The following is a 1,445-nucleotide window of genomic DNA, read 5'->3' as shown; positions in this document are numbered from 1 at the left end:
AGCCAGCCCGTGCCCAGCCCGGCCCGCCGGCCCCGGGCCCGGGACAGGGCGGCCAGCGGTACGGACATCAGCGCGGCCCCCAGCGTGGTGAGTGTCGTGGCGAGGCCCGCCATCGAGCGGGAACCGGTGAGGTGCTCCACCAGCAGGCCACCCGAGGAGAGCATCGAGCCCATGCCGACGCCGGCGACGACCTGAGCCGTCATCAGCACACGAAGGGTGGCGCGCTGGAGGTCCGCGAGGCCGGGAGTGTTGCCGGGTATGCCCGGGGAATCGGAGCGGGAATCGGCGGCTGACGTCATGCGGGACAGGGTAGGGGCGCCGGGCCGGTGCGGTCGTGGAATAAGTTCCCGTCATGGAACCGTACGCTCCGTCCTCCGCCGCCGCCCCGGGGAGCGTCCAGGGGGCCATCACCGTGGCCCGCGCCCTGGAACTGCCCGCCCTGCGCCGGGGACTGCCCGAGGTGATGGCGGCCGCCGACCGGCTGCACCGGCCGGTGCGCTGGGTGCACGCGGGCGAGGCACCCAACATCGCCGACCTCCTCAAGGGCGGCGAGCTCCTGCTGACCACCGGCCTGGGGCTCGGCAGCCGCCCCGCCGAGCAACGGGCCTCCATACGGCGGCTCGCCGAACGGGACATCGCCGCGCTCGTCGTCGAGCTCGGCTCACGCCTGCCGACCCTGCCGGCCGCGGTCGTGGACACCGCGCGCTCGTGCGGGCTGCCGCTGGTGCAGCTCCACCGGGAGGTGCCGTTCGTGGCGGTCACCGAGGAGATCCACACCGAGCTCGTCAACGAGCACTACGCGCTGCTGCGGCGGGCCGAGGACGTCCACCGGCGCTGCACGGAGGTGCTGCTCGGCGGGGGCGGCGTCCCCGAAGTGCTGCGGCTGTTCGCGGACTTCACCGGCAATCCGGTCTTCCTCCAGACCCCGGAGGGGCGCCTGCTGTACGCCGCCGGGCCCTCCCCCGCGCCGCCCGGTGCCGCCGAGCCCCTCCAGGTCTGGGACGGGCTGCGGGACGCCGGGCTGCCCGGCAGCGTCGTCGTGGACGTCCCCGGTCACGGTCCCGCGGCGCGGGCGCGGATGTCCGTCCTGCCGGTGAACGCGCCGCTCGCCCCCGTCCACCGGATCGCCGCGGACCGGGCCGCCGGGCTGCTGGCGGTCGTCCTGCTCCAGGCCCGGCAGGAGGAGGAACTGGCGGCGCGCGGGCGCGGCGACTTCCTCACCGACCTCGCCGAGGGACGGCTGGAGGTCGCGGACGCCCCCGCCCAGGCCCGCGTCCTCGGCTTCCGGCCGGGGCCCGGGCCGCTGCTCCCCGTGGTGACACGGCCGACCGCCGGGCTCGTACCGGCCGACGGCTGGTCGGCGCTGGCGGGCGCGGTGCGCAAGGAACTGGCGGCGGTGGGGGCGCCGGTGCTGATGGGCGTCCGGCTGCCGGAGGGGCGGGTAC

Annotated in this window: 1 protein-coding gene and 1 pseudogene; one reads left to right on the top strand and one right to left on the bottom strand. The window is 76.6% G+C overall.

What is annotated here, in order from left to right; translation table 11 throughout:
* Positions 1-299, bottom strand: a pseudogene (locus K6I33_RS35005) (MFS transporter); the annotation flags it as partial.
* Positions 300-352: 53 nt separating this feature from the next.
* Here K6I33_RS35005 and K6I33_RS35000 point away from each other — a divergent pair.
* Positions 353-1,445, top strand: a 1,093-nt coding sequence (locus K6I33_RS35000) for a PucR family transcriptional regulator ligand-binding domain-containing protein (RefSeq protein WP_229358824.1), incomplete at its 3' end; no start/stop codon positions are given.

The sequence above is a fragment of the Streptomyces sp. UNOB3_S3 genome (assembly GCF_020740895.1).
Lineage (GTDB): Bacteria > Actinomycetota > Actinomycetes > Streptomycetales > Streptomycetaceae > Streptomyces.
The sequence above is the reverse complement of the archived record's forward strand: the minus strand, read 5'-3'. Positions and strand labels throughout refer to the sequence as shown.